This window comes from Rhodocyclaceae bacterium (genome assembly GCA_020248265.1).
Classification (GTDB): Bacteria; Pseudomonadota; Gammaproteobacteria; order Burkholderiales; family CAIKXV01; genus CAIKXV01.
In genome coordinates, this window is record JADCHX010000002.1 from 29,538 (window position 1) to 54,338 (window position 24,801).

Consider the following 24,801-nt stretch of genomic DNA (forward strand, 5'->3'; position numbering starts at 1 on the left):
GCGACGGTGCACGAAAGACCGCGCATGCACTGGCATGTGGCGGCCTCCGGAAGCGCCGGCTGGACCCGGCGTCTCAGGAGATCACGGCGCCCGGTTCGAGGCCGAGGTGGCAGGCAGGTCGGCCGGCAACCCGCGCGCGGTGAAGAACGTGGACGGTGCCGAGCGCAGGCGGCGGCCGAGGTGCCGCCCGAGCCCGCGCAGCTCGACCCGTGGCGCGATCGCGCGGGCGCGCATCGCCATCCACAGCGCGAGCGAGAAGCTCACCAGCAGGTTCACGGCGCCGATCATCACCACGCCCAGTAGCCCCCACGCGAACGCCTGCCAGGGCAGCGCGAAGCCCGAACCGGCCAGCGCGTAACCGAGGTTCGCCGACGAGAACGCAATGTGCCGGATGTCGATCGGCAGCCCCAGGATCATGCCTATCGTCCCGGCGGTGCCGAGCATGCAACCGAACAGGAAATTCCCGAGCAGGCCGCCGAGGTTGGCTTCCAGGTAGGCGCCGACCTTCGACGCACGCGCCGGGCCGGCCAGGCGTCGCAGCCACGGCAGGCGCTCGACGCGCTGCCCCAGCCGCGCGTAACCCGCAGTGTTGTCGAAGTAGCCGGTCAGCACGCCGGACAGGAACAGGAACACGCCCGCGAGTGCCGCATGGGGCAGCGCCCAGCCGGTGATGTCGAGGTCGTGCAGCAGGTGGTCGGCCTTGGCAGCGTCGATCGGCGGGGCCCCGGAAAGCGCGACGAACAGCAACGACAGGAGCAGCGCGACCGGGAAGGCCACGGACACGTTGCCCAGGATGGCAGCGACCTGGGTACGGCCGACCGCCGCGAACAGGTCGACCACGCGCTCCAGGCCGGCGGCACGGCGAGCACCGTCGGCGTGCAGTTCACCGACATAGCTGGCGAGCGTCTGCGCGGTCATGGCCGGCTGCTTGGTGGCCACCGTCAGGTGCAGCATGTAGATGATGACGAAGCCGAGGCCGTAGATCAGGCTGTAGCCGAGCGCGTAGCCGATCGGCGCGAGGTCGAGCTTGCCGGCGAAGATCTTCAGCAGCGCCATCACGCCGATCAGTGCACCCGCCCCCATCGCCGCGCGCCACATCGCACGGTAAGCGGCGCGCGTCTCCGCGATGTAGTGCTCGCCTGTCTTTGCCGCATTCTCGGTGACCCGCAGCGCCAGCATGGAAAGTCCGACGCCGACATGACTGCGGAGGCTGCAGCGACGGCTCTCGGCGGCCAGCGCCGAGCGAACCAGCGCGCTCCAGCGTTCGATCACTTCCGGCCGCTGCAGGTCGCCTTTCTCGTTCACCACGCCGGCATCGAGCAGGTACCCGAGGTCGCTGATCCGGCGCAGGCTCTGCGAACTGCGCCGGATCATGTACGAGAGACGGACACTCGTGCCCCGCGCCGTTGCCAGGCGGCGCGCGCGGTCGATCACCGCGCAGCACTGGTCGACCAGCACCTGTACCTCGGCGCTGTCGAGCGGCGTCATGCCAGGGTCTGCGAGATGCGCGCGCAGCATGTCGACGTAGCGCTGGCTGGCGCCGGTCAGCCCGCGGAAGCACGCAGCATGGTCCTTGAACTCCGGCCCCAGCCGGCCGAACTCCGCGTCCACGTCGATACCGCCCATCCGGTACGCGAGGATCAGCAATGCCTCCAGCACCTGGCCGACGATGCCCCGGGCGATCGCCTCGTCGTTGGCCGTCTCGCGCGCGATCAGATGCCAGAAGCGGCTCGACAATTCGGTGGGTAGCGCAGAGAACCATACCCAGTCGCTGCGGCGATGAAACACCTGGCGCAACGCGCTGCGCAGGTCGTCCGGATCGGGAACATCAGGAAGCAGGCGGTCGCCAACGATACGTCCGAGCTCGGTGAAGAAGCCGGTGCCGGGCAGGATGCCGCTGTCGGCGAAGAATTCGACCATCCGGCGCGTCGACAGCAGCCGCAGCACATGGCGGCGCACATCGGATGCACGCGCCGGATCGATCTCGAGCAGCTCGATGACTGCTGTATATCGGGCCACGCTGCCCTCGATCTCGCGCGCATCGCGCGGCCGCACGAAATCGATCAACGCGGCCAGCGCGCCCACGGGGTCCCCGCCAGCATCCGCGAACCGCGCCAGCGCGGCAGCGGCAGCCGATCGGTCGTCGGCCAGCGCGCCGGCAGCGCCCATCAGGAAGCCGCCTGCCCCGTCTCCGTCACCGGCCTGGGTACGAGCTTGGGTTCCTGCGGGTCACTGAAGTAGTGCGGGGACATGATCTGTACACCACGCTCGTTGAACACGTCCAGCAGGTGCTGGTGCAGCGCTGCGAGTACCTCGGCACGCGGACGCGGCTGGGAAGGCACCGCCTGGCAGACCAGCCGGTACTCGACGTAGAAGTCCGACAGCGATGTCTGGAACACCCTTGGCGCCGGCGCTGCCAGCACGCCGGGCGTACGCTTCGCCGCTTCGAGCATCATCGACTCGACTTCGCGCCACGGCGTGTCGTAGCCGATCGTGAGGGTCGTATCGATGATGTAGCCCTTGCCCTGCACCGAGCGCGAATAGTTCTTCGTGACGGTGGTCAGCAGCAGCGCGTTGGGCATCGTGATCTCCTCGCCCATTCCGGTCCGTATGCGCGTGGTGAACGTACCCAGCTCGGTGACCGTGCCTTCATGGTCGGCCACGCGAACGTACTCCCCTACCCGAAGCGTGCGCGAATACATGAGGATCAGGCCGCTCGCGCCCTGACTGACCAGGCTCGCGCCGCCGACGGTCAGCATCAGCCCGACCAGCACCGACATGCCCTTGAACGCCTCGCTGTCCGCACCAGGCAGGTAGGGATAGGCCATCACCACCGCGAACAGCCAGACGCCAACGGTGAACAACATGCGCGTCGGCCGCACCGTATCGGCATCGAGCCAGCCGAGCGCTCCGCCATGCTCGCTGGCGCGGTCGAACAGGGGCAGAGCAAGGCCGATCGCTCCTCGCGCAAGCATGAAGATCAGCACCGCCACCAGCAGGTCTGGAAGCGCCCCGAGTACCCCGGTGCCGATGCTGTATGCCACGCCCAGCAGGTAGGCCTGCAATTGCTCGCCCCACGGCCGCGTATACGGAAAGCGTTCAAGCACGAAGCTCAGCCACTGATAGCTGAACAGCAGCAGCAGCAGCCATACAGTGAGCGTGATGGACGCACTGGCGAGTTCGATCAGCTTCCCGGGTTGCAGCAACTGTGCATCGCCGATGCGCAGCTTGTCCGCGCGATTCATGATCAGCGCACGGGCGCGGGCGCCCAGCATTCGCCGGACCCGCAGCACGCCGGCTGCGAGCAGCGCCAGCGCAACGGTGGCGGCCAGTGCCATCGCGAGCCCGCGCAGCAGCAGCGAACGGTTGTGTCCTTCACGTGTCTCGGCGGAGACTTGCCGCAGCGCTTCGACTGCGCGCGTACTCGCGCCCTCCAGCGTTTGCCCGCGCAGGCGGTCGGCATCCTCGGGCAACAGGATCATCGCGAACTCGCCATCGATCCGTATCACCGTTCCCTGCGGTTCGGGATGGGTCGTGATCTCGCCCGGTCCGCCGCGCGCGAGCAACTCGGAAATGACCTGCCGGGCGCGGCGGGCGCGGTCATCCGGCGGCGTGCCGAGGAAGGGCGCGCGATAGACCGCGACGGTGCGGTTGAACACGACCACCGGCGCTTCGCGAACGACAGCCATGGGCGCTGACGGCTCGGCAGCAAGCGACCACGGCACCGCGCAGAGCAGGGTGATCAGAACCAGAAACGCGTGAGTCAGTGCGGCCATGTCGGTATCCGGAACGCAAACGACGCCAGGATGCTTGGCGTCCCCAGGGGGATTCGAACCCCCGTTACCGCCGTGAAAGGGCGATGTCCTAGGCCTCTAGACGATGGGGACGAGGCGTGGTGCGGACTTTACGGATTGAAATGACTTCTGCGACGGCAACTTACGATACGACGAATTCCGATACGACAACTTCCGCTGCGGGTGAATCTATCGAAGATCTTCAGGTGATTGGTGGAGGTAAGCGGGATCGAACCGCTGACCTCTTGCATGCCATGCAAGCGCTCTCCCAGCTGAGCTATACCCCCACACGAGAGGCGCGAATTATACGCAGGCCTTCGCCCGCATGTAAACACGCAAACGGTTGAATGTTAGATTGTGCGGCTTCCTCGCCATTCCCCACGGACGCACTCCCATGCCGACAGCCCCCGCCAGCGCCCTGCCCCCGGTTGCAGCCCGCTTCGCCGATGCGACCCGCACCGCGATGCCGGTCGCGCACGGGCTGTTCGAAACCATCGGTGCCGCGACTGGCGACGGCGTCGGCATGGCGCGCGAGCCCTACAGCGCGAATGAGCAGACGGCCTCGGACCTGCTCGAGGCGAAGGCCCGCGAGCTTTGCCTCGAGATATCGAAGGATCCGTTCGGCAACCTCTACATGACCCTGCCCGGCGCCGACCGCAGTACACCGGGCTGGATCACCGGCTCGCACATCGACTCTGTGCCCAGCGGCGGCAACTTCGACGGCCTCGCCGGCGTGGTCGCCGGTCTCACGGCGGTGGCGGCGCTGCGCGCGGCCGGTATCGTACCGGCCACCGACATCACGGTGATGGGCGTGCGCGCCGAGGAAGCAAGCGCGTGGTACGCGGGCGCCCACGGCGGCCATATCGGCAGCCGCTCGGCACTGGGTATCCTGCCCCCTGCCGAACTCGATTCGGCCATCAATACCCGCAGCGGCCGCACGCTGCGCGAGCACATGGCCGATGCCGGCTTCTCACCTGATCGCGTGGAACTCGGCCGCGGCACACTCGACCTCGCGCGCTACCGCGGCTGGCTGGAGCTGCACATCGAGCAGGGGCCGGTGCTCGAGCGGCTCGGCCTGCCGGTGGGCGTGGTGACGGCGATCCGCGGCTCCGCCCGGGCGCGCAGCTGCCGCTGCACCGGTGCCTACACCCACTCGGGTGCGGTGCCCCATGAATACCGCAGCGATGCGGTACTGGCCACCGTCGAACTCGTGCACCTGATCGAGCAGGAGGCGACGCGCGTGCGCGCCTCGGGCGGCGACCTCACCTGTACGGTGGGCAAGCTGTTCACCGACGCCGACCTGCATTCGATCACCAAGGTGCCGGGACAGGTCGATTTCTGCCTCGAGTACCGCAGCCAGGAGCGTTCAGTGCTCGACCACATGGCCGACTTCGCGCGCAGCCAGGCCACCCGCATCGCGGCCGAGCGGCGGGTCGCCTTCGAGCTGGGCAGCTTCTCGCCGCAGGACCCGGCCACGATGGACCGGGACTTCTGCACCGCGCTCAACCAGGGCGCAACCGCGCTGGGCATCCCGGTGATGGACATCCCGAGCGGGGCCGGCCACGACGCACAGGACTTCGTGCACGCTGGCCTGCCGGCGGCGATGATCTTCGTGCGCAACGCAAACGGCAGCCACAACGCGAAAGAGGCGATGGACTACGCCGACTTCGAACTGGGCACCCGCCTGCTCGCCTGGATGATGGCGCAGTAGCGCCACCCGTCGCGGGCCTGGGGCGCCCGCGACCGCAGCGGCTCCGCTCAGGCCAGGTAGTGCTCCAGCCGCCCCAGCACCCGCTCCCGGGGCGACAGCGCGATCACCGCATCGAGGGACGGCGTCTGCCCGGTGCCGGCGATGATCGCGCGCAGCGGCATCATCAGCTGCGGCAGCTTGAGGGAATGCTTCGCCGCGCTGCGCTTGACCAGCGCGCCGATCTCCTCGCGCGTCCAGGCGAGCGTCGCCAGCTCGTTCGCCAGTTCGCGCAGCGGCCCGCGCACCGCATCGGTGACATGCTGGGCCAGCAGCTCCGGCGTGGGCTCGACCGGCGCGTAGAGCAGCCGCGCACCGTCGGCCAGTTCGACCAGCGTGCGCGCGCGGTCCTTGAACAGCTTCACCGCTTCCAGCGGCAGCGGGCCGTCGACCAGCGACACCCCGGCAGCCTCAAGGCGCTGAGCGACCTCACGGCCCAGGCGCGCATCGTCGGCCATCTTGATGTACTCATGGTTCAACCAGCCGAGCTTCTCGGGGTTGAACTGCGCCGGCGAGCGGCTGATGTGGCGCAGGTCGAACCATTCGACCAGCTGGGCGGTGCTGAACACCTCGTCGTCGCCATGCGACCAGCCCAGGCGTGCGAGGTAGTTGACCAGCGCCTCCGGCAGGTAGCCCTCTTCGTGGTACTGCATCACGCTGACCGCGCCATGCCGCTTCGACAACCGCTCGCCGTCGGCGCCGAGGATCATCGGCACATGCGCGAAAAGCGGCAGGCTCGCGCCCAGCGCACGGTAGACGTTGATCTGGCGTGGCGTGTTGTTCACGTGGTCGTCGCCGCGGATCACGTGCGTGATGTTCATGTCGAGGTCGTCGACCACCACCCCGAAGTTGTAGGTCGGCACGCCGTCGGCGCGCAGGATCACGAAGTCGTCCAGCTCGTCGTTGGAGAACGAGATCGGCCCCTTCACCAGGTCGTTGAAGGCCACCTCCCCGCCGATCGGGTTCTTCAGGCGCACCACCGGCGGCACGCCTGGCGGCGGCGTACGTGTCGAATCGCGCCAGCGGCCGTCGTAGCGCGGCTTCTCGCCGCGCGAGCGCTGCGCCTCGCGCATCTCGTCGAGCTCCTGCTTCGTCGCGTAGCAGTGGTAAGCATGACCTTCGCGGATCATCCGCTCGGCGATCTCCTGGTAGCGCGCGAGGCGCTGCATCTGGAACGCCGGGCCCTCGTCCCAGTCGATGCCGAGCCACGACAGCCCGTCGAGGATGGCCTGCACCGAGGCCTGAGTGGACCGCTCGAGGTCGGTGTCCTCGATGCGCAGCACGAACTTGCCACCGTGCTTGCGTGCATAGGCCCAGGAGAACAGCGCGGTGCGCGCACCGCCGATATGCAGGTAGCCGGTCGGGCTGGGGGCGAAACGGGTACGGATGGTGGTCATGGTGTGCAGCCTGTGGCGGGTGCCGGTGCCGGGACGGCCCGGCTTCAGTCGACGCGGATCTTCGCGCCGTCGATGACCTTCTTCCAGCGTGCGGTCTCGCTGCGGATGCGCTCCAGGAACTGGGCCTGGGTCGAGCCGACCACCTGCGCGCCCTGGCTCAGGAAGAACTCGCGCACCCGCGGTTGCTTCAGCACCGCGACCGTATCGGCGTGGAGCCGACTCTGGATGTCCTGCGGCACCGCGGCCGGCACCCACATGCCCAGCCATACGACCGCCTCGAAGGCACCCAGGCCCAGTTCGGCCGCGGTCGGGACATCCGGCATCACGGGCGAGCGCGCCGGAGCTGCGATCGCCAGCGCCCGCAGCTTGCCCGCCTTCACCATCGGCAGCGCCGTCACGACCACGTCGAACATCATCGAGATGTGGCCGCCCAGCAGGTCGTTGGTGGCGAAGGCCGAGCCCTTGTAGGGCACGTGCTGCATCCGGATGCCGGTCACCGCCTGCAGCATCTCGCCGGCCAGGTGGTTGTTCGTGCCGTTGCCGTTGGAACCGAAGGTGAGTTCACCCGGCCGCTTCTTCGCCAGCGCGACCAGCTCCTTCAGCGTCTTCACCGGCAGCGCGGCGTTGATCACCAGCACGTTGGGCGTGTTCGCCAGTTCGGTGATCGCAGCGAAGTCCTTCAGCGGGTCGTAACCGGGCTTCGCATAGAGGCTGGGCGCGATGGCATGGGTGCTGACCGAACCGATGGTGAGCGTGTAGCCGTCCGGCGGAGCCTTCGCGCCGACCTCGCTGCCGATGGTGCCGCCCGCACCGGGTCGGTTGTCCACCACCACCGGCTGCCCCCAGGTCTCGGACAGGCGCTGCGCGACCTGGCGCGCAGCGAGATCGGTCACGCCGGCGGTCGGGAAAGGCACGACGATGCGTACGGTCTTCGACGGGTAGCGATCCTGTGCCCATGCGGCGCTGGTCAGCGCCAGCGCCGACAGCAACCCGAGCGCGGCGGTTGCAGCGGCCGTGGCCGTGCGCAGGTGTGAGGTGGGCTTGCGTTGTGACATCGGCGGCGCTCCGGATGATGCGATGCTTTGGGAGTCCGATTCTAGACGATGCGCAGGCACCGGCCGAATGCCGATTGACCCGCGCCCGAGTGGCGTGATTAAATCCGCGTCCCGATTGATTCGGGCGGTTAGCTCAGCGGTAGAGCACTGCCTTCACACGGCAGGGGTCACTGGTTCGATCCCAGTACCGCCCACCAGATCCCCCCGGCTCGCGGTATGGGTCGGATGTTCAGCGCGTTGTCACAGCGCCGCTCGTCCTCAAGGCCACTCGCCAAAAGCAGCGGTACCCAGCGGCCGGTACGGCATGCTCCGCGAACGTCGCCCGACCGCAGCAGCGCACGGGTACGTTCCCGGAACATCGTGCTCAGAACTTCGCCTGCATGCCCAGCGTGAACGTGCGCGGCATTCCGGGTGACACCCAGGTGCTCTGGAACGAGTTCGTGTAGTAGGTGCGGTCGAAAACGTTGTCGACATCGAGCGACAGACGCAGCGTCGGGGTCACGCGCCAGTAGGCGACGATCTTGGCCAGCGCATAGGACGGCAGGTCGAACTCCGGCCTGCCCGCCGTGGCATCGGCCGCCGTACGCGACTGTCCGAGCCGCACACCCGAATAGGTGACGCCGCCGCCGACGCCATAACGCCCGCTGCCGCCGACCAGCCCCTCGCGGACCAGCAGGATGCTGCCATTTATCTTCGGGATGTTGAGGAGCCTGGAGCCCACCTCGAGCGTGTTGTCGCTCGCCACTTCAGCATCTATGAACGAGAAGCTCGCGTTGACGCGCCAGGCGCGGCTGAGCATGCCGGTCATGTCGAAGTCCATGCCGCGGCTGCGAACTTCGCCGGCAGCGACGGAGAAGCCGGCATTCGCCGGGTCACCGGTCAGCACGTTCTTCTTGCGGATGTCGTAGACCGCGAGCGTCGCCCCGAGGGATCGGCTGGCGTTCTCCCACTTGGTGCCGGCCTCGAAGGCGGTGCCCGACTCCGGATCGAACGCGGCCCCTGCAGCACTGGCGCCGGTATTCGGACGGAATGACTTGCCGGCATTGGCGAAGAGCGTCCACTGGCTGTTCGGCAGGTAGCTCAGGCCGATGCGCGGCGAGGTGGCGCCCGGGCTCTGGTCGGTACGCAGGTTGGTGCGTCGGTTCTGCAGCGACTGCTCGTAGCTGTCCACGCGAAGCCCTGCCAGCAACCGCCAGTGCTGGCCGATGGAGATCGTGTCCTGCACGTAGAACGCGAGGCTGGTCTGCTCCTCGCGCGTGTTGGTGTTGGGCAGCAACGCGGGTTGCGCCTGCCCGTACACCGGGTTGAACACGTTAATCGCGTACGGCGATGCACCGGTCGGGTTCACTCGCAGCATCAACTGGTCCATGTCGAACCGGTAGGTCGCGACACCAGCCAGCAGTTCATGCTGCACGCCACCAGCCAGAAAGCGTCCGATCAGCTCGCCCTGCAGCGAGACATCCTCCGATGAATAGTCGCGGAAGCGGCGCTGCCTGCGCAGGGTCTCCAGGTCGGGCTGCAGTGCTGGCTGTGCCTCGGTCGAGAAGCCGCGCAGAGTCCCTTTCTTGTAGGCCAGTGCGAAGCGAGTCGACCACTCGGCATTGAGGTCATGTTCGAGCACGACCTGGTGGCTGTCGTTCTCGATCCGTACATCGCCATCGACCGGCTCGCCGAGGAAGCGATGGCGCGGTACCGCGCCGAGGCGATTGTTCACCGCCACAACACCCCGATCGAGCGGCGCACGGTGGCGCAGGATCTCGCCGTTGTAGTCGACGCGGGTGTTTGCCGAGACCTTCCACGTGAAGGCTGGCGCGACCAGCCAGCGCCGTGTCTGCACATAGTCGCGGAAGCTGTCCCTGTCCTCCAGCGCGACGTTCAGGCGATAGGCGACGCTCTCTCCCAGTGGCCCGGTGGAATCGAGCGCCGTGCGGTAGAAATCGTAGCTGCCGACATAGCCTTCGATCGAATGTGCGGGCTTCCAGAGGGGACGCTTGGTCACGATGTTCAGGGTGCCGCCGGGTTCGCTGGTGCCGTACAGCGAAGCCGCCGGTCCTTTCAGGAACTCGATGCGCTCCACATTGGCCGTATCGCGCGGCGCATTGAAGCCGCGGTTGCTCGAGAACCCGTTGAGCAGGAGCGGCATGCCGTTGTTCACGTCGCCAGCCAGCCCGCGGATGGCGATGTTGTCCCAGAGCCCCCCGAAACTGTTCTGGCGCGATACGCCGCCGACGAAATCGAGGGTGTCGTCGATGCGCGTGGCTCCCAGGTCATCGAGCGTCTGGCGCGACATCACGCGCACCGCCTGCGGCAGTTCGCGCAGCGGCAGGTCGGTGCGTGCACCGCTGGCTTCCTCGGAATGGTAAGCCCCCGACTGCCGGCGGCCCACGACTTCGATAGCGGGCAATTCCCTGCTGGCGGCAGGGGCGACCGTCGGTGCGGCCGTCGCGGCAGCCACCGCTGGCGGCGCAGATGCGGTGGCAGGCTGCGCTGGCGACTGTGCGAAGGCAGGCGTGGCCCACACGCTGGTCAGCGCCAGCGCGAGCACGGTGGGGCGAAGCGATGAGCGAGTCGAATGTGTCACAGGTACGGTCTCCCGGGAATGACGGCAAGCAAAGCCCCAGTCCCCTGCCGCGACAGGGGATGAGTCAGACAGGTGTGGTGCCAGGGGGGCGCCCCTGCCCGCCCCGGTATGCAGTCGTCGAGCCGGACAGCTACTCCGGACCGTGCTCCAGCGCGAAGGAAAGCGTGGCGTGCAGACCGTTCTTCGTGGCCTTTGCAGGGTCTTCGGGCGGCGCGTCGTAGCTCGCAGCGATGACGTTCAGGCCCTGGTTGCGCACGCGGAAGGTGAACAGCCCGTCCTTGCCGGTGATCGCAGGCTTCGCCTCTGGGTCGTTCACGTAGTCACGAATCACGCTCGCGCCAGCCACCGGCCTGCCATTGAACAGCACGCGTACGGTCATCTGCTCGTTGAGGTGCTGCGGCAATGTCGGCTTGACGGGCACCACCTGCAGCACCTGTCCGGGGATGGGCCCGAGCGGCGACTTCATGGGCCCGGTCAGGCGCACTGCATACTTGATGTAGCGACCGCTTTCCTTCGCATCGGGCACCTCGTCCCGGCCCTTGTTCACCCATTTGCCGTCTGCCTGCCGGCTCCAGAAGCCGTTGTCGAGCACCAGCGCAAGCACGGACGGCTTCGCAGCAAGGTCGAACAGCACGAGGTGGTCGGTCTTGCGCAGGCCTGACTTGACCGCCGCTCCCGAGGCGTCGAACGCGGACACCTCGCGGATGCGCTCGAAGCGCCGGATCATGTCCAGGTCTTCGGCGCCGTGGCCGTACACCACCGCCATCTCGCCAGAGCGCTGCGCCATCCATACGCCGTGGGCACAGGCCTGCCCGATCGAAACAGCCATCAGCAGCGCAGTGATTGCGCCAATCGCTCTACTTCCCATCGCCCCCCCGCAAGTGCCAGGCATGCGCGAAGGATTCGCGCATCCTGCAACTGAGTGGCGATTATAGGAAAGCCGATCTACAAAGGCAAACCGATTGCATAAGGGTTATGCATGAGGGTCGAAAAGCGGTCAGGGCTGTAGCGGCCTGCGGTCGTTCAGCGCAAGCCACCCGCGCACGATGCGGTAGGTCGCCCAGATGCCCAGTGCGAACAGGCCTATCGCCCAGGTCGCGAAGCCGATCAGCACGATCGTGAGCGGCAGCGACACCATCACGACCAGCAGCGCCCACAGTGCCGCGTACCAGAAGGTACGGATCTGCCAGCGGAAATGCGATTCGAGCCAGGTCCCGGCGACGTCGCCCCGCTTCACGTAATTGATGACCACGGCGATGATCGATGGCCAGCCGAACAGGAACGCGCCGATGAGGGTGGCAGCGCCGAAGGCGCCGATCACCAGCGACATCGCGTGCAACCCGTACACGACATGCGTCAGCGTGACCAGTGACGGATCGGGCATCGTCGGCTCGAACGGTGTGGGGTTCAGGGTCTGCGGCAGCATGGGTGGGCAACCTTCCTTCGGGCGCTCTGCGGGTCGTGCCGGATGGCACGGTGTACCGGCGCGAGGCCGCACACGCGCCTCGCCGTATCCGAAGTGTACTCAGCTGCCGCTGCCGAGCAGTATCTTCAGGTCACTCTCGAGTTCCGCCGCCGCTGCCTTGTCCGAGATGTGGAGCGCGATGCCGGTGCCTGCCGTGGCACCGACAACGAAGAAGACCGCGACGATGCGCCCCTGCACCGCCACCGCCACCAGCTGGCGCTGGTTGGCGAGCAGCACCGCCTGGATCGCTTCCAGATGCGCAGGCGCGACATCGAGCCGCAGCAGTTCCACCATCGTCTCGGCATCGCGCAGCAGGCTCGCCGAGCGCAGAGGCACCGGCGGCAGCAGGGGGATCCGCGAGACACAGTCCGGATCGGGATTGCCGCGGGCAATCCCGCTGTTCCAGTAGTCGAACCGGGTGCGCTCGGCCTCGGGCACGCCCGAGAAGCAGTGCAGGTGCAAGCTCACCTGCAGCCCTTGCCAGGACGCCGCTGGTTGCGGCTGCTGGGCATGCGCGACGAACGAGGTCGCAGCCAGCAGACCGAGGATCGCGCCGGCGACGGCGGCCCTCATGCTTCCTTCAGGGCCGCGCGGCTGCGGCTGAACGAAGGCAGCACGACCAGCAGCAGGAGCAGCGCGGCGCATGTCAGGAAGGCCACGCTGATCGGACGCTGCAGGAACACCCAGCCGTCCCCGCCCGACACCAGCATCGCCCGGCGCAGGTTCTCCTCCATCCGGCTGCCGAGCACGAAGCCGAGCACCAGGGGTGCGGGCTCGCATCCGAACTTGAGGAACATCCAGCCCATCACGCCGAATCCGAGCATGAAAAGGATCGACTGTGGCGAATTGGTGAGCGAATACACGCCGATACAGCACAGCAGCAGCACCGTAGGGTAGAGAAGCCTGTAGGGTACCTCCAGGATGCGGATCCAGATACCGATCAGCGGCAGGTTGATGATCAGCAGCAGCACGTTGCCGATCCACATGCTGGCGATCAGCCCCCAGAACAGTTCCGGCTGGTCGGTGACCACCTTCGAACTGGGCACGATGCCGTGGATCATCATCGCGCCGGCCATCATCGCCATGGTCGCGTTCGACGGCAGGCCCATGGTGAGCAGCGGGATGAAGGCCGTCTGCGAACCGGCGTTGTTGGCGCTCTCCGGCCCGGCCACGCCTTCGATCGCGCCCTTGCCGAAGCGCGACGGATCCTTCGCCACCTTCTTCTCCAGCGTGTAGGACGCGAATGCGCTCAGCATGCCGCCGCTGCCCGGCAACACGCCGAGCGCCGATCCGATCAGGGTGCCGCGCCAGATGGCCGGTGCCGACTGCTTCCATTCGGCCCGCGTCAACCCGGCGCGGCCGATGTTCTTGATCGCGGTGGGCTGGCCGGAACGGATGCGCCGCTCGAGGTTGGCCAGCACCTCGGCCACCCCGAACATGCCGGTGGCGAGGATCACGAAGTCGATGCCGTCGGCCAGCATCGGCACGCCGAACACGTAACGCGGCGCCCCCGTGCTCAGGTCGGTGCCGACCATGCCGAGGAACAACCCGAGCAGCACCATGCCGATCGCGTTCAGCACAGAGCCGCTGGCCAGCACCACCGCCGCGACCAGACCGAACACCATCAGCGAGAAGTATTCGACCGAGGTGAAGGTCTTGACGAAGTCGGCAATGTAGACCGCCGCGCCGGCGACGATCAGGGTCGCGACCGTGCCGCCGATGAACGACCCGATCGCCGCCACCGCCAGCGCCGCGCCTGCGCGACCGTTCTTCGCCATCTGGTGGCCGTCGAGGCAGGTCACCACCGAGGACGCCTCCCCCGGCATGTTTAGAAGGATCGACGTGGTCGAGCCGCCGTACTGCGAGCCGTAGAAGATGCCCGCCAGCATGATCAGCGCGGTCACCGGCTCCAGGTAGTAGGTGATCGGCAGCAGCATGGCGATCGTGGTCACCGGGCCCAGGCCCGGCAGCACGCCGATCAGGGTGCCCACGAGCACCCCGATCAGGCAGAACAGCAGGTTCGTCCAGCTGACCGCGACGGTGAACCCGAGCCAGAGATTGTCGATCAGGTCCATTCAGATCGGCCAGATACGAACCGGGATGCGCAGGACGAACACGAACAGCGCCAGCGCGGCGGCCGACAGACCGACCGACAGCAGCACGACCTCCTTCCAGCGCAGCCTGGGCTCGATCAGGCAGGCCACGGCCACCGTGAGCATCGAGGACAGGACGAGGCCCAGGCTGCCGATCGTCGCCGCGAACATGCCCAGGGCGGCGACAATGCCCAGCACCGCTCGCGGCGACACGGCTTCGATCGCGTCGCTGCCGCGCAGCACAGAACGCACGAGCACGATGACACCGATCAGCACCATGCCCCAGCACACCAGTGCCGGCGCATAGCCCGGCCCCATCTCCTGCGCGCTGCCGGTGGCGAGACCCCGGCCGAACCACAGGCCGAGGGCGCCCAGGCAGATGAACATCAGTCCCGCGCCGAGGCCTTGCCCGACGCGGGTATGCGGAGCCTGCACCGGTTACTGCCGCTTGATCGCGTGTTCCTTCATTACCTTGCCCCAGACACCGACTTCCTTGCGGATGAAGTCGGTGTAGTTCTTGAGGTTGAGCCCGGGGATCGGCTGCACGCCCAGCGCGGCGATGCCGGCGGCGGCCTTCGGGTCCTTGCCAGCCTCGGTGAACGCAGCGTTGACCCGCTGCACGATGTCCTGCGGCAGGTTCGCCGGGCCGGCCATCAGGAACCAGTTGGTGACCACCACGTCCGGGAAGCCGAGCTCGCGCAGGGTCGGGATCTCCGGGAACTGCGGCGAACGGTCGTGCGAGGTCACCGCGATGCCCCGGATCTCGCCACCCTTCAGGCCGCCGACATGCGCGCCCAGCGTGTTCCAGAGCGAGACGACTTCACCCGAAACGATGCTCGCCTGTGCCTCGGGCGCGCCCTTGAACGGCACATGCGTGAGCCTCACGCCGGCCTCGCCCGCGAACAGTGCGCCGGTGAGATGTCCGACACTGCCGGTACCGCTGTTGGCGAAGGTCTGCGGCGACTTCTTCGCGGCAGCCACGAAGTCCTGGATGGTCTTGATAGGCGACTTGGCACTGACTGCGACCAGGATCGGCGCACCGCCGAACATGTACAGGTAGGTGAAATCCTTGACCACGTCGTACGGCGGCTTCTCGAACAGCACCTGCGCGATGGCCGCAGGGCCGGTGGTGGTCACCAGCAGCGTGTAGCCGTCGGCCGGTGCCTGGGCAACCACGGCGCTGCCGATCGATCCGCCCGCACCCGGCCGGCTTTCGATGATCAGTTGCGTGCCGAGACCCTTCTCGACGCGCTCGGTGGTGAGACGCATCAGCAGGTCGGAGGTACCGCCCGGCGTGAACGGGTTGATCACCCGGATCGGACGCTCGGGCCACTTGCCCTGCGCCAATACCGGTGCGGCGAGCGCGCACGACAGCGCGACCAACAACGACTTGCTGGCAAAACGCATGGGCTGTATCTCCTGGGAACGATTCGGGTGACGGACGGCGATCGGATCGCCGGGATGGGCGCACCCTTCAGCAAGGAGCGTTCCCGATCGATGAATCAGCGCCGATACAGGCGTGCATGCGGCCGCGCGTGGCTGCCCGCACGACGTGCGTTCGATGCCCGACCGTGAAACCGCACCATCCCGGGGCGCACGCGCCGAGATGGTGCGCCCGCGCCCGCGCACTGACAGTCAGCGCCCGGCCGTGCCACCGAACAGTGCAGCCAGCGCCGGGTCCACGCCGCCCACCGCCCGCACGCCTGGCGACGCATAGCTGCCGACCGTCGGCTTGGGCATCTTCATCCGCACCAGCGATTCGGCCATCAGGGTTGCGCAGCGGACCCCCTCCACGACCGGCACCGGCAGCAGGGCCTGCAGGTCGCGCTGCCATCCGGCCGCGACCGCGCCCGCCATCAGGATGACCTCGGCGCCGCGCACCTCGATCGCCTGCGTGGCCAGACCGGCGAGCGCCTGCACGGCGCCGCGCGGGTCGGCCAGGGCGGCGCTCGGGCCGGCATCGATGGCTTCCACACCGACGCAGCGGGAACCGAGGCCATAGCTGTCGATCAGTTCACCGTAGGTCGCGACATTGCGGCGGCCGAAGGTGACCACCGCGAACTTCGCGCCGACCGTGCAGGCCATCAGCGCGCCCGCCTCGGTCATGCCGACCACCGGGATAGGCAGCAGTTCGCGCAGCGCCGGCAGCCCGGTGTCCATCGACACGGCGATCACCACCGCGTCGCAGCCGGGTGCATGCTTCGCAGCCAGCTCGAGCATGCCATGCTGGGCCAGCGCGTTCTCGCTGCGGCTGCCGATCACCTGCGGACCGAAGGTGCCGGTGGCGCTGACCACTTCCGTGCCGGGCGAGGCGACTTCGCGCGCAGCGTTCGCGCAGACGTCGGTGATCGCCTGCGTCATGTTGCCGTTGATGACGAGCAGTTTCATTCGGGAGGTACCGCCTTGAGCCAGTGACGTGCGATATCCCGGCGCTGGACGCACCAGACGCCGGGGGCCTTCTTCACATGGTCGAGCAGCGCACGCAGCCCGGCCATGCGGCCGGCACGGCCGATGATCCGGATGTGCAGCCCGATCGACAGCATCTTCGGCACATGCACCGACTCCGCATCGAGCCAGTCGAACGCGTCGATGGTGTAGTCGGCGAAATCGCTGCCGCGCACGAACGCATAGCTGTCGTGGAAGCGCATGTCGTTGGTGTCGAAGCAGTATGGCACCACCAGGTGCGGGCGGCCGTCCACCGGGACGTAGTACGGCAGGTCATCGTTGTAGGCGTCGTTGTCGTACAGGAAGCCTTCCTGCGCGATCAGCCGGCGGGTGTTCACCGACGCTGACGACCGGGTGTGCCAGCCCAGCGGCCGCTCCCCGGTCAGTCGGCGGATACCCTCGGCGCCCTTGCGGATGGCCGCCAGTTCCTCGTCGGGCGCCATCGCGTAGTGGGACTCCCAGCGGTAGCTGTGGCACATGAACTCCACGCCGCGCCGCACGCCGTCCTCGGCGATCCACGGCGAGCGTTGGAGCGCGCGGGTGCAGACGTTGAAGGTGACCGGGAGCCCTGCCCGCTCGAACTCCTGCATGATGCGCCAGTAGGCAACGCGGGTCGAATACTCGTAGTGCGAGGCGGTGCACAGGTCGGGGGCGCCGACGACCTCCTGGCGCACTTCGTGCCGCGCCTCGTTGCGCTCGTCGCCGTCGCCGATGTTCAGCTCGGCGCCCTCCTCGATGTTGAGCACGAACGATACCGCGAAGCGGCCGCCGTTCGGCCAGCGCATGTCCGGGGGCGTCGTGCCGTAACCCTTGAAATCGCGTTCGATCATGTTGCAAGGCTCCGGAGTGTATGGGTCGAGCGGCAGGTCACGGCGATGCGGACGCGAGGCGCTGGGCGAGCCCCGCGTAGCGCGCCGGCTCGAAGAAGGATTCGCCCGCGCGATAGCGCATCGCATCGGGCACCTCGGGTGTCGAGATGCCTTCGCCCTGCGCATCGAAGGTGAGTTCGAGCTGCACGCCACTGGGATCGTAGACGAACAGCTGCCAGTAGGTCGTACCCGGGATCAGGAATTCGCGCCACGGCAAACCGGCCCGTGCGAAGCGTTCGCGGAACGATTCCCAGCCAACAGCGGTCAGCGACACATGGTCGATCGCGCCGGTCTCGGGGCGCACCCGGCCTTCGCTGCCCAGTGCCGGCCCGCCGGCATAGATGTGCATCACCGCCTCGCCGACCGGGGTCGGTACCGCCAGCCACGCGCCGGCAAAGCCGAAATCCGGGCGTGGCGCCAGGCGCAGCCCGATCACCCTGGTGTAGAAGGCGACCGTGGCGTCGAGGTCCTCGGTCTTGATCGCTACATGCAGCAGGCCGGTGATCGGCATCGGTGGCTCCTTGGCGCCATGGTGTGCGGGATGCGGCAGGCGCCGTGCCGGTTCATGGCCGGCGCAGGTGCCAGTCGGTTTCGCGCTGGAACGCGTCGCCGGCGGTACACAGCAGGGCTTCGCTCCACGGCGCCCCGACCAGCTGCAACCCGATCGGCATGCCGCGGCTGTCGAAGCCGGCCGGCAGCGAGGCGGTCGGCAGGCCGAGGTAGTTGAACGGGCGGGTCAGCCGGGTCAGTGCGCCCAGTACCGCCGCTGCCTCCGGGCGATCGACCAGGTCGGTCTCCCCACGGGTGGGCACCGGTTGCGCGTGCGTGGGCGCGAGCAGCAGGTCGCAGCGGTCGAACACCCGGCTGCAGAAGTCGTCGAGCGCGGGCCCGCGCTGCTTCAGTGCCTGCTGGTACTGCAGCGCCCCCAGGGCCGCACCGTGTTCGAGCCGGGAGCGGACCTGCGCCCCGTAGTCCTGCGGCCGCTCGGCAAGCCATGCCTGGTGCGCGCTGGCCGCCTCCGCCCACATGAGCACCGTGCCGGCGGCATTCACCGGCTCCAGCGCAGGCATCGGCACGCGCACCACGCGCGCACCCAGCCCTTCGAACACGGCAGCGGCCGCTTCCAGCGCAGCAGCGATCGGGGCCGCCAGATCGCGGTCGAAATAGCCATCGGGCAGGCCGATGCGCAGGCCGGCGATCGGCAGGCCGAGCGCACCGACGAGGTCGGGGACCAGCCGCACGGACGCGGTCGGGTCGGCCGGATCGGCACCGGCGATCGCCTGCAACAGCCATGCACAGTCGGCGATCGAGCGGGCCAGCGGCCCGACATGGTCGAGCGACTGCGACAGCGGCATCGCCCCGGCGCGGCTCACCCGGCCCCAGGTCGGCTTGATGCCACTGACACCGCACAGTGCCGCCGGCACCCGGATCGAGCCGCCGGTATCCGATCCGAGCGCACCGTAGAACAGGCCGGCGGCGACGCCGGCCGCGCTGCCGCTGGAGGATCCGCCGGTGATGTACGCCGGGTTCCAGGGGTTGCAGCAATCGCCGAAGTGCACGTTGTGGCCGGTCGGGCTGAACGCGAACTCGGCGAGGTTGAGCGTGCCGAGGTTGATCGACCCCGCCGCGTCGAGCCGCGCCAGCGCGGTCGAGGTGACCGGTGCCACCCAGTCGCGCCGGATGCGCGAGCCACAGGTCGCCACCTTGCCGGCGCGGTAGTACATGTCCTTGTGCGCAAGCGGCACGCCGTGCAGCGGCCCCAGGGCGGGCACGCTGCGGCCGGCACGTGCGCGCGCCTCGTCGCTCGCCCGCGCCGCGGCCAGTGCCGCATCGGCCTCGAGCGAGATGAACACGTTCAGGCGCGGCTGCGCCGCCTGGGCGCGTTCGATGCAGGCGGCGGTCAGTTCAACCGAGCTGAACGCACCGGCACCGAGCGCGGCAAGCGCATCGACCAGCGTGACCGGGATCTCGGCAGCCATCAGCGCGTCCCGTCCGCTTGCCAGGCGTGGCGATCGAGCATCGCAACGAACGCGGACGGCTCGCTCTCGAAGGAAACGGCGATCGGCGATTGCATCAGCGCCGCGCCGACCGCGGCCACGCCATCGGTGACCATCGGCAGCCGCGACGGGTCGATCGCCACCCCGCACGCCGCGGCGTTGGCCGCGAGCGCGGATGCATCCTGGGGCACTGCCTTCATCGGGGCTCCTCCATCGGGGCGGGTAGAGTCATTCGAGCGGTGCGGCGGCCGAGCGGCCCGTGCCGCGCATCGCGAGCAGGTAGCAGCAGGCAACGCCGGCGAGCACCGCCAGGCCCAACAGCAGTTCGGTGCCGTCGAACCAGGCATCCACGCCCGGCGACAGCATGCGCGCGGCGGCCCACGCCGCCATCGCGAAACTGAGCGTGGCGATCGCCAGTGCGAGCCGACGCATCGCCCGCACGGAGTGGCGCTGCGTGTTGCGCGCAAGGCGATAGAGCCAGAGCCCGTTCACCGCGTCGGTAAGCATCATGCCGGCGGTGAACACGGCTCCCATGGCCAGCGGCAGCCAGACACTGCCCGACACGCCCGCGGTTCCTGCCCCGAGCGCGAACACCGACGCCTGGGTCAGCGTCTCGAACGACAGCGCGAACAAGGCGCCGATACCGAAGATCGCCAGCGGATGGCGCACGCCGAGCAGGCCCCGCAGCCAGCGCCCACGCAGGCCGCTCGGGCCGTGCAGGTCCGCCTGGCCAGTGTAGAGGCTCCAGACATTGATCGAGCCGATGATCACGAGCAGTGCCACGGTCACCCAGCCGCTGGCGGTATCGACCCACTCGGGCAGTTGCACCCCGGACGCCAGCGTCGCCACCAGCAGCGTGGCCAGCGTGACCAGCGTGCCGTGTCCGAGCGAGAACCAGAGCCCGCACCAGCGGGCGCGCGCCGCGTCCATCCGTGCGTTGAAGCGCGTCAGGCCGTCGATCGCCGCCAGATGGTCGGGATCGAGGCCATGCTGCATGCCGAGCAGCAGCGCGAGGGCGAATGCATGCGTCAGCTCCATCGGGCCGCCCTCAGTGCCGGGTGCCGAACATGCGGTCGCCGGCGTCGCCCAGTCCCGGAACGATGTACGCGTTGTCGTCGAGCCGCTGGTCGATCGCGGCGACGTGCACGCGCAGCCCCGGGAAGCGCTGTCCGAGCAGGTCGAGGCCCTCGGGCGCGGCGAGGATGGCCACCATCCGGATGTCGCCGATCGGAAAACCGTGCGCGACCAGCACGTCGATCGCATGCGCGGCCGAATGGCCGGTGGCCAGCATCGGATCGACCACGAAGCAGCGGGTGGCGGCCGACGGCGACGGCGCCGGCAGCTTCACCAGGTACTCCACCGGCCGTGCCTGTGCATCGCGGTAGACCCCGACATGGCCGACCGCGGCCGACGGCATCAGTTCGCAGAAGGCGTCCGCGAGCGGCAGCCCCGCGCGCAGCACCGGCACCACCATCACCCGCGACTCGTCGACCCAGGGCGCCTGCATCGGCGCCAGCGGCGTCTGGATCGCACGCGAGGCCAGCGGCAGGTCCGTGGTAGCGGCGAACGCGAGCAGGCGTCCGAGTTCACGTACGGTCGACCGGAACAGCGCGATCGGCGTGTCCCGGTCGCGCAGGCAGGTCAGCTTGTGCCCGGCCAGTGGATGGTCGACCACCTGCAGGTCGAGGGCGGCACGCGGCGCGCTGTTCGTCGGCATCGCCGTCAACTCCCGCGGTAGGTGGAATAGCTCCAGGGCGACACCAGCAGCGGGACGTGGTAGCCGGCCTGAGGGTCCGACACCGCAAAGCGCAACGGCACCGTATCAAGGAAGGCGGGCGACGCAAGCGCGACCCCGGCGACCCGGAAGTAATCGCCGACATGGAAGGTCAGTTCATAGCGGCCGACATCCAGTTCGTGCATGTCGAGCAGCGGCTGGTCGGTGCGTCCATCGGCGTTGGTGAACACCGTCTTCAGTTCGACCCGCTGGCTGCCGTCGATGCGCGCGAGGTCGATGCGCACGCCGGGCGCGGGACAGCCGCGCGCGGTGTCGAGCACATGGGTGGACAGTTTTCCGATCATGGACGCTCCTCCTGCACCGGGATCATGCGCTCGATGCGCAACCCGGTGATCAACTCGACCTGCTGCAGCGCCGCTTCGAACGCTGCGCCTGCATCGAGGCACAGGCGCCGCTCGAACTCGGACAGGATCTGTTCGCGGGTGTTCTTCAATGCGGCGATGATGAACGGAAAGCCGAACTTCTGCTGGTGCTCTGCATTCATCCGTTCGATGCGGACGGCCTGCTCCGGCGTCAGCGAATACAGGCCGGCGCCGGCCTGCTCGGCGACGGAGTCTGGGGTCATCCGCCGCTCGCGCGCCTCCCTCCCCCACAGTTCCGGGTGGGCGCGCAGGAGCAGCAGTTGGCGCTCGCGGGGGCTCGCGCGCACTGCCTCGACCATTGCCCGGTGCACCGCCTGCACGCTCGCGAACGGACGGCGTTCCCAGGCTGCCTCCGCCACCCAGGGCGAGTGTTCGAACACCGGGCCGAACCCTTCGATGAAAGCGGCGCGATCGAGGGGTACCGGGAACCCGGACAGGTGGACGACGGACTCGACAGGCATCGTGGCGGATGGCGGCATGGACGGCGATCGACCGATGCTACCGCGTGGCGCGGCTTCCGGCTTCATGGTACAAAAACCCGGATGAATCCAGCCCCCGCCCCCCACCGGCAGACCTCGCCGTCCCCTGGCGCCGCGCGCATCCTGGAGCGGATCGAAGCACTCGCCCGTATCAGCGAGCAGGCCGACGGGTTGACGCGCATCTACCTGAGCCCGCAGCATGCGGAGGCGAACCGGCTGGTCGGCGCCTGGATGCACGAGGCCGGGCTCGCCGTGCATGTCGACGCCGTCGGCAACCTGATCGGCCGGCGCGAGGGCGATCGGTCCGGGCTGCCCTGCCTGATGCTCGGTTCCCACCTCGACAGCGTGCGCAACGCCGGCCGCTACGACGGCATGCTGGGCGTGCTCACCGCGATCGAATGCGTCGAGGCACTCGGCAGCCGGCCGCTCCCGTTCGCGATCGAGGTCGTCGGCTTCGGTGACGAAGAGGGCGTGCGCTTCCAGGCCACGATGCTGGGCAGCCGTGCGATCGCCGGCACCTTCGACCCAACGCTGCTCGATCTGCAGGATGCCGCTGGCGTGCCGCTGCACGCCGCCCTGAGCGCCTTCGGGCTCGACCCGGCGGCGATCGGCTCGGCAGCCCGCCGCCGCGAAGACGTGCTGGCGTATGTCGAATACCACATCGAACAGGGACCGGTCCTCGAGGCCGAAGGCCTGCCGGTGGGCGTGGTGACCGCGATCAACGGGCAGCAGCGCTTCCGCGTCCAGATCGACGGCATGGCCGGACACTCGGGCACGGTGCCGATGCGCCTGCGCCAGGATGCGCTGGCGGCAGCGGCCGAGTGCGTGCTGGCCGCCGAGCGCATCGCCACCGGTGTCCCGGATGCGGTGGCGACCGTGGGGCAGCTGGCACCCTCGCCCGGGGCCACCAACGTGATCGCGGGCCGCGCCGTGTTCTCGCTCGACGTGCGCTCGCCGCGCGATGCTGACCGCACCGCCGTCGCCGCCGCGATCCTCGCCGAATGCCGGGCCATCGCCGCCCGCCGCCGGGTGACCATCGACATCGTGCAGACCCATGAACTCGCAAGCTGCGGCTGCGCCGGGTGGCTGCAGGCGCAACTGTCGGCGGCGATCGCCGCCGACGGCCATCGGGTGCTGGCCCTGCCGAGCGGCGCTGGCCATGACGCGATGGCGATGGTCGCGCTCACCGACGTGGCGATGCTGTTCCTGCGTTGCCGCGACGGCATCAGCCATCACCCGGCGGAATCGATCACCGCCGAGGACGCCGCCACCGGGGCGCGCGTGCTGCAGACCTTCATCGAACGCTTCGTGCCGCGCCGCTGAGCGAAGCACTGTCCTCCCCTTCACTGCCCCCTGCCACCGCACACCCGATGCCGCCCCACGAACCCGAGTCCTATCCGCGCGACCTCGTCGGCTACGGCCGCATGCCCCCGCACGCCGACTGGCCGGGCGGCGCGCGCATCGCCGTGCAGTTCGTCCTCAACTACGAAGAAGGCGCCGAGAATTGCGTGCTGCACGGCGACCGTGCGTCCGAGACCTTCCTGTCCGAGATCATCAACGCGCAGGCGTTCGAGATGCGGCACATGAGCATGGAGTCGATGTACGAGTACGGCTCGCGGGTCGGCGCCTGGCGGCTGCTGCGCGAGTTCGAGCGGCGCAGGATGCCGCTGACCGTGTTCGGTGTTTCGATGGCGCTCGAGCGCCACCCTGAACTGGTCGCCGCGATGGTCGAAGCCGGGCACGAGATCGCCTGCCACGGCTGGCGCTGGATCAGTTACCAGAACGTCGACGAGGCCACCGAACGCGCGCACATGAAGCATGCCGTCGAGGTGATCCGGCGGATGACCGGCAGTGCACCGGTTGGCTGGTACACCGGCCGCGACAGCCCGAATACCCGGCGGCTGGTCGTCGAGCACGGCGGCTTTCTCTATGACGCGGACTCGTATGCCGACGAGCTTCCCTACTGGGTGCCGGTGGCCGACGGCCAGCATCTGGTTGTCCCCTACACCCTCGATGCGAACGACATGCGGTTCGCATCGGCACAGGGCTTCAATGCCGGCGACCAGTTCTTCAATTACCTGCGCGACTCGTTCGACGTGCTCTATGCCGAAGGCGAGGATCGTCCGCGCATGCTGTCGATCGGCCTGCACTGCCGGCTGGTCGGCCGTCCCGGACGGTTCCGCGCCCTGCAACGCTTCCTGGACCACATCGATGCCCATGACCGTGTCTGGGTCTGCCGCCGGGCCGACATCGCCCGCCACTGGCACGACCGCCATCGGGCGCCGGGCTGACCGTCCGGCGCCCGCAACGTGAAACTGATGACACTCGCCTTCGGGCTTGGCTTCCTCGCCTTCCCGCTGGCCGCGGTCTGGTATCCGCGCCCGCGCTGGATGAACTTCTGCTGGGCGATGTTCTTCGCCTGCAGCTTCGGCCTGGTCGTCATGGCCGTGATCGGCGGCGATGACGATTTCAGCCGCACCGTGTCCGACCGCCAGGGCGAGGTACAACGCGTCGAGTTCCTCGAGGCCAAGGCCTTCACCGCCGCATTCCAGCACGTGCTGGTCGATGGCCAGATGTATGCGGTGACCGCCGACACCGAGTTCACGCAGGGCGAGCGGGTCTCGCTGCGCACCATGCAGCACTGGCTGTTCGGTGACACCCGCCTCTACCTGTGCAGTGAACGCGGCTGCGCCGGGGCGCAGCCGATGGCCGAGGACTGACC

24 protein-coding genes and 3 tRNA genes are annotated in these 24,801 nt (G+C 68.5%); 5 read left to right on the forward strand and 22 right to left on the reverse strand.

Features of this window, described 5'->3' with window-relative positions:
* Positions 1 to 81 precede the first annotated feature (81 nt).
* The 4 genes from ING98_01010 to ING98_01025 all read right to left on the reverse strand — a co-directional run bounded on the left by ING98_01010 (position 82) and on the right by ING98_01025 (position 4,081).
* Positions 82 to 2,169, reverse strand: a complete 2,088-nt coding sequence (locus ING98_01010) for a site-specific recombinase (GenBank protein MCA3100429.1) — start codon at positions 2,167 to 2,169, stop codon at positions 82 to 84.
* The gene (locus ING98_01015; protein MCA3100430.1) at positions 2,169 to 3,776 is read right to left on the reverse strand and encodes a mechanosensitive ion channel family protein; all 1,608 of its coding nucleotides are present in this window, start codon (positions 3,774 to 3,776) and stop codon (positions 2,169 to 2,171) included. Before ING98_01015 ends, ING98_01010 begins: the two co-directional genes overlap by 1 nt.
* A gap of 35 nt (positions 3,777 to 3,811) precedes the next feature.
* Positions 3,812 to 3,887, reverse strand: a tRNA-Glu gene (locus tag ING98_01020).
* A 118-nt stretch (positions 3,888 to 4,005) separates the two neighbouring features.
* A tRNA-Ala gene (locus ING98_01025) sits at positions 4,006 to 4,081 on the reverse strand.
* 107 nt (positions 4,082 to 4,188) lie between these two features.
* Here ING98_01025 and ING98_01030 point away from each other — a divergent pair.
* Complete coding sequence (locus ING98_01030; protein MCA3100431.1) at positions 4,189 to 5,505, forward strand: Zn-dependent hydrolase; 1,317 nt, start codon at positions 4,189 to 4,191, stop codon at positions 5,503 to 5,505.
* 47 nt (positions 5,506 to 5,552) lie between these two features.
* Here ING98_01030 and gltX read toward each other — a convergent pair whose 3' ends face one another.
* Entirely contained in the window at positions 5,553 to 6,938 is a 1,386-nt protein-coding gene (gltX, locus tag ING98_01035; protein MCA3100432.1) for a glutamate--tRNA ligase, read from the reverse strand.
* 44 nt (positions 6,939 to 6,982) lie between these two features.
* The gene (locus ING98_01040; protein ID MCA3100433.1) at positions 6,983 to 7,993 is read right to left on the reverse strand and encodes a tripartite tricarboxylate transporter substrate binding protein; all 1,011 of its coding nucleotides are present in this window, start codon (positions 7,991 to 7,993) and stop codon (positions 6,983 to 6,985) included.
* A 122-nt stretch (positions 7,994 to 8,115) separates the two neighbouring features.
* Here ING98_01040 and ING98_01045 point away from each other — a divergent pair.
* Positions 8,116 to 8,190: transfer RNA gene (locus ING98_01045), tRNA-Val, on the forward strand.
* Positions 8,191 to 8,357: 167 nt separating this feature from the next.
* On the opposite strand, the gene ING98_01050 is transcribed toward ING98_01045, so the two are convergent.
* The 16 genes from ING98_01050 to uraD all read right to left on the reverse strand — a co-directional run bounded on the left by ING98_01050 (position 8,358) and on the right by uraD (position 22,061).
* Entirely contained in the window at positions 8,358 to 10,574 is a 2,217-nt protein-coding gene (locus ING98_01050) for a TonB-dependent siderophore receptor (protein MCA3100434.1), read from the reverse strand.
* Between the two features lie 130 nt (positions 10,575 to 10,704).
* The gene (locus tag ING98_01055; protein ID MCA3100435.1) at positions 10,705 to 11,403 is read right to left on the reverse strand and encodes a DUF4198 domain-containing protein; all 699 of its coding nucleotides are present in this window, start codon (positions 11,401 to 11,403) and stop codon (positions 10,705 to 10,707) included.
* Positions 11,404 to 11,571: 168 nt separating this feature from the next.
* Positions 11,572 to 11,958 (reverse strand): hypothetical protein, encoded by a 387-nt coding sequence (locus tag ING98_01060; protein MCA3100436.1) that lies wholly within the window; start codon positions 11,956 to 11,958, stop codon positions 11,572 to 11,574.
* A 141-nt stretch (positions 11,959 to 12,099) separates the two neighbouring features.
* Positions 12,100 to 12,612, reverse strand: a complete 513-nt coding sequence (locus ING98_01065; GenBank protein MCA3100437.1) for a hypothetical protein — start codon at positions 12,610 to 12,612, stop codon at positions 12,100 to 12,102.
* Positions 12,609 to 14,114 (reverse strand): tripartite tricarboxylate transporter permease, encoded by a 1,506-nt coding sequence (locus ING98_01070; protein MCA3100438.1) that lies wholly within the window; start codon positions 14,112 to 14,114, stop codon positions 12,609 to 12,611. Before ING98_01070 ends, ING98_01065 begins: the two co-directional genes overlap by 4 nt.
* Entirely contained in the window at positions 14,115 to 14,567 is a 453-nt protein-coding gene (locus ING98_01075) for a tripartite tricarboxylate transporter TctB family protein (protein MCA3100439.1), read from the reverse strand. It lies immediately after the preceding gene.
* 3 nt (positions 14,568 to 14,570) lie between these two features.
* A complete protein-coding gene (locus ING98_01080; protein ID MCA3100440.1) occupies positions 14,571 to 15,539 on the reverse strand; it encodes a tripartite tricarboxylate transporter substrate binding protein in 969 nt (322 codons plus the stop codon).
* A 228-nt stretch (positions 15,540 to 15,767) separates the two neighbouring features.
* A complete protein-coding gene (locus ING98_01085; protein MCA3100441.1) occupies positions 15,768 to 16,520 on the reverse strand; it encodes a hydantoin racemase in 753 nt (250 codons plus the stop codon).
* Complete coding sequence (locus ING98_01090) at positions 16,517 to 17,407, reverse strand: polysaccharide deacetylase family protein (protein ID MCA3100442.1); 891 nt, start codon at positions 17,405 to 17,407, stop codon at positions 16,517 to 16,519. Before ING98_01090 ends, ING98_01085 begins: the two co-directional genes overlap by 4 nt.
* A gap of 37 nt (positions 17,408 to 17,444) precedes the next feature.
* Positions 17,445 to 17,957 (reverse strand): VOC family protein, encoded by a 513-nt coding sequence (locus tag ING98_01095; protein ID MCA3100443.1) that lies wholly within the window; start codon positions 17,955 to 17,957, stop codon positions 17,445 to 17,447.
* A gap of 52 nt (positions 17,958 to 18,009) precedes the next feature.
* Positions 18,010 to 19,425, reverse strand: coding sequence for an amidase (locus tag ING98_01100; GenBank protein MCA3100444.1), 1,416 nt, complete (start codon positions 19,423 to 19,425; stop codon positions 18,010 to 18,012).
* Positions 19,425 to 19,643, reverse strand: coding sequence for a hypothetical protein (locus ING98_01105; GenBank protein ID MCA3100445.1), 219 nt, complete (start codon positions 19,641 to 19,643; stop codon positions 19,425 to 19,427). Before ING98_01105 ends, ING98_01100 begins: the two co-directional genes overlap by 1 nt.
* A gap of 28 nt (positions 19,644 to 19,671) precedes the next feature.
* Positions 19,672 to 20,481 carry a nickel transporter gene (locus ING98_01110; protein MCA3100446.1) on the reverse strand — a complete coding sequence of 270 codons (810 nt, stop codon included), beginning with the start codon at positions 20,479 to 20,481 and terminating at the stop codon, positions 19,672 to 19,674.
* Positions 20,482 to 20,491: 10 nt separating this feature from the next.
* Positions 20,492 to 21,160 (reverse strand): uracil phosphoribosyltransferase, encoded by a 669-nt coding sequence (gene upp, locus ING98_01115; protein MCA3100447.1) that lies wholly within the window; start codon positions 21,158 to 21,160, stop codon positions 20,492 to 20,494.
* 5 nt (positions 21,161 to 21,165) lie between these two features.
* Positions 21,166 to 21,519: a hydroxyisourate hydrolase gene (gene uraH, locus ING98_01120; GenBank protein ID MCA3100448.1), complete on the reverse strand. Its 354-nt coding sequence runs from the start codon at positions 21,517 to 21,519 to the stop codon at positions 21,166 to 21,168.
* The gene (gene uraD / locus ING98_01125) at positions 21,519 to 22,061 is read right to left on the reverse strand and encodes a 2-oxo-4-hydroxy-4-carboxy-5-ureidoimidazoline decarboxylase (protein ID MCA3100449.1); all 543 of its coding nucleotides are present in this window, start codon (positions 22,059 to 22,061) and stop codon (positions 21,519 to 21,521) included. Before uraD ends, uraH begins: the two co-directional genes overlap by 1 nt.
* A gap of 81 nt (positions 22,062 to 22,142) precedes the next feature.
* Between uraD and ING98_01130 the strand changes: the two genes are divergently transcribed.
* From ING98_01130 to ING98_01140, 3 genes are read left to right on the forward strand one after another with little or no spacing between them, the layout of a single operon-like run.
* On the forward strand, positions 22,143 to 23,402 hold the full coding sequence (locus tag ING98_01130) for an allantoate amidohydrolase (GenBank protein ID MCA3100450.1): 1,260 nt from the start codon (positions 22,143 to 22,145) through the stop codon (positions 23,400 to 23,402).
* Between the two features lie 47 nt (positions 23,403 to 23,449).
* Positions 23,450 to 24,370 (forward strand): allantoinase PuuE, encoded by a 921-nt coding sequence (puuE, locus tag ING98_01135; protein MCA3100451.1) that lies wholly within the window; start codon positions 23,450 to 23,452, stop codon positions 24,368 to 24,370.
* Positions 24,371 to 24,388: 18 nt separating this feature from the next.
* Positions 24,389 to 24,799 (forward strand): hypothetical protein, encoded by a 411-nt coding sequence (locus tag ING98_01140; GenBank protein ID MCA3100452.1) that lies wholly within the window; start codon positions 24,389 to 24,391, stop codon positions 24,797 to 24,799.
* The last annotated feature ends 2 nt before the right edge of the window (positions 24,800 to 24,801 follow it).